This is a genomic window from Nonomuraea aridisoli (genome assembly GCF_003236395.1).
Taxonomy (GTDB): domain Bacteria; phylum Actinomycetota; class Actinomycetes; order Streptosporangiales; family Streptosporangiaceae; genus Nonomuraea; species Nonomuraea aridisoli.
The window spans coordinates 1-2,772 of record NZ_POUD01000495.1 but is presented as its reverse complement, the minus strand read 5'-3'; the positions used below and the strand labels follow the sequence as shown (position 1 = coordinate 2,772).

Annotated in this window: 3 protein-coding genes; 1 reads left to right on the top strand and 2 read right to left on the bottom strand. The window is 68.2% G+C overall.

Going from position 1 to position 2,772, the window contains the following annotated elements; genetic code table 11:
- Positions 1-204 precede the first annotated feature (204 nt).
- Positions 205-849 (bottom strand): response regulator, encoded by a 645-nt coding sequence (locus C1J01_RS47355; protein WP_111185635.1) that lies wholly within the window; start codon positions 847-849, stop codon positions 205-207.
- Between the two features lie 14 nt (positions 850-863).
- A complete protein-coding gene (locus C1J01_RS47350) occupies positions 864-2,132 on the bottom strand; it encodes a sensor histidine kinase (protein ID WP_235855144.1) in 1,269 nt (422 codons plus the stop codon).
- A 298-nt stretch (positions 2,133-2,430) separates the two neighbouring features.
- Between C1J01_RS47350 and C1J01_RS49435 the strand changes: the two genes are divergently transcribed.
- Positions 2,431-2,772, top strand: a 342-nt coding sequence (locus tag C1J01_RS49435; RefSeq protein ID WP_220040476.1) for a hypothetical protein, incomplete at its 3' end; no start/stop codon positions are given.

Below are 2,772 nucleotides of genomic sequence, written 5' to 3'. Positions count from 1 at the left end.
CAGGGCGAGAAGCCCCGCAGCCACCCCGATCGCCACCGTGGATTGCAGGCTCAGAGCGACCAACCCGACGATCACGTTGACGACGAAGTAGCCGAAGACCCCGGCGAACGCCGTGCCGACCACCACCCCCGGCCGACGAGGCGGCTCAGAGGGCCCGGACGGCCCAGCAGGCGGCGTATGACTCACATGGCACACACTACGGGCCTATATCCCCTCCGAATAGTAATCGGAGTAGTAAATCGCCGCCTGCACCCGGCTTTTCAACCCGAGCTTGTTCAACACCCGGCTGACATGTGTCTTGGTCGTCGCCTCTGCCATATCGAGCTCCCTGGCGATCTCCGCGTTGGACATCCCGCGCCCGATGCACGCCAGCACCTCCCGCTCCCGCGGCGTCAGACCATCCGGATCGGCGACCGCGTCACGACGTACGGGAGCACCCTCGGCGAACGCCGCGATCAACCGCCGCGTCACCCCCGGCGAAATGAGCCCATCCCCTCGCGCCACCACGCGTACGGCCTGAACCAATGACTCGGCATCGGTGTTCTTCAGCAGAAAACCCGCCGCCCCGGCCCGCAACGCCCCGAACACATATTCGTCCACATCGAACGTCGTCAGAATCAACACGTCACAAACTCCCGCCAGCTCTTTGGTGGCGGAGATGCCGTCGAGCCGCGGCATGCGTACATCCATCAACACGACATCGGGCCGCAACTCCCTGGCCATGGCCACGGCCTGCTCACCGTCGCCGGCCTCGCCCACGACCTCGATGTCATCGGCCCCGTCGAGAATCAGCACGATCCCGGCCCTGACCGCCGCATGGTCGTCGGCCACCAACACCTTGACGCTCACTCACCACACCTCCATCAAGCCCGCTCCTCCACCACGGAGGCTCGCTCCACGTCCTCTGGCTCTCGACGCCCTTCGCCGCTCGCCCGCCGTCCACGACCTCCGTCACCGAACACCCACGTCGAGCCTCTGGACGTACGGGCCCCGAGCGTTTCCTCGACCGTGGGCAGGTCAGCCAGGACCAGCCATTCGTCGCCGTTTCTCCCCGCCTCGAGAATCCCGCCGACCAACGAGGCCCGCTCCCGCATGCCGATCAATCCGGCCCCCGCCCCGGGCAACCCGGTCCGCCGCTCGCCCAGCGCGTTCACGACGCGAACCAGAACCCGTTCTTCCTCATAAGAAAGGAGCACGGAAACCGGCGAATCCCCGTGCTTGAGCGCATTGGTGAGCGCCTCCTGCAGAATCCGATAACCCGCCAGGTCGACGGACGCCGGCAGCTCGCGTACCGTCCCCTCGACCCGCATGTCCGCGGTCAGCCCGGCCCGCCGCACCCTTTCGACCAGCGTCTCGGCGTCGGCGAGGCGAGGCCGCATCGCCCCGGCGCTGCCCTCCGCCTCGTCACCCTCCTGGCGCAGCAGCCCGATCATGGAGCGCATCTCGGCCATGCCCTTGACGCTGTTCTCGCGTACGGACTCCATGACCTTCCGGACCGTCTCCCGGTCGAGATCCTTGCGGGACAGCGCGGCCGTGGACTGGATGGCGATGGCGCTGAAATGGTTGGCGATCATGTCGTGGAGCTCGCGCGCCATCCGCGTACGTTCGGACGTGATGGCGGCCTGCCGATCCAGCTCGGCGAGCCGGGCCACCTGCTCGGCCCGCGCGCGTTCCACCGCCGCCCGATCGCGCTGCTCGCGCAGCACCAGGGCGGTCGTCACCGGTGTGACCAGCACCAGCCCGGCCTGCACGCCCGCGACGGCCAGCATCCGCCAGTCCGACGCGATGAACCCCGCCACGGCCCCACCCACCACCGCCAGCGCGGAGGTGACGCCGAGGAGGATCCGAGCGAGGGGCGCCGGCCCGTAGAGCGCGGCGGCGTACAGATTGTCAGTGAAAATGAGGACAGTGCCGAGAGACGGCCCCACGAGGCCGTCCAGCACGATGGCGAGCACGCCGAGCCCCAGGCAGGCCAGCGGGGAGCGCTGCCGCAGCAGCACCCCCACACAGGTGATGGCGAGCGGCACGCCGAGCACCCACGTGGGCACGCCACGGGGAACGTAGGCCCCGCCCGCGATCAGCACCACTCCCACCGCGAAGGCCAGCCCAGCCCACAGCACGACCCGGTTCATGACCCCATCCCACCATCCCGGGGCCGTGCTTCCCTCCTTCGAACGTCCGCCTGTGGATACACCTTTCGATGTATCCACAGCCTGTGGAGGACCAGCAGAGTCGCTCACCTGACTCACCGATCAGAGTTCTCGCCCCACCGGCGATCTTTCTTACCTCCGCGGCGGATAAATCTCCACCTCGAACGCCGGCCCCGTTTCGCGCGAGCACCCACTCATTGCAACCATGTGCTCACAGAAAGTGGGACTCCGGCGCCCTCCAGAGCCGACCCCCTCCCAACTGCCGCAAAGGTAGGAGTACGTGAACATAGAGGCGGAGATTCGCGCTCTGAAACTCCGTATCGCGGCCCTCGAAGCGGACACCCCTCCCGGCAGCGGAAACCCCGCCCGCCGCAGGGCTCGAACGCGACGTAGGCACACCATCCCGGCACACAACTGCACCCGCCAGGAGGACCCGCCCGCCGGCCCGCTCAGACCGCCGACCCGCCCGGACACCCTGCAGATCCAGATCAGGTCGTTGCAGGCCGAGGTGAACGACGACCTCTCGGCCCTGAACGTCGAGATCGGCGGCTTCCGCCGCCAGGCCAACGACCACTTCGCCTCAGCCCACCACACGGCCCGGGCCCACCACGACTCCCTCCAC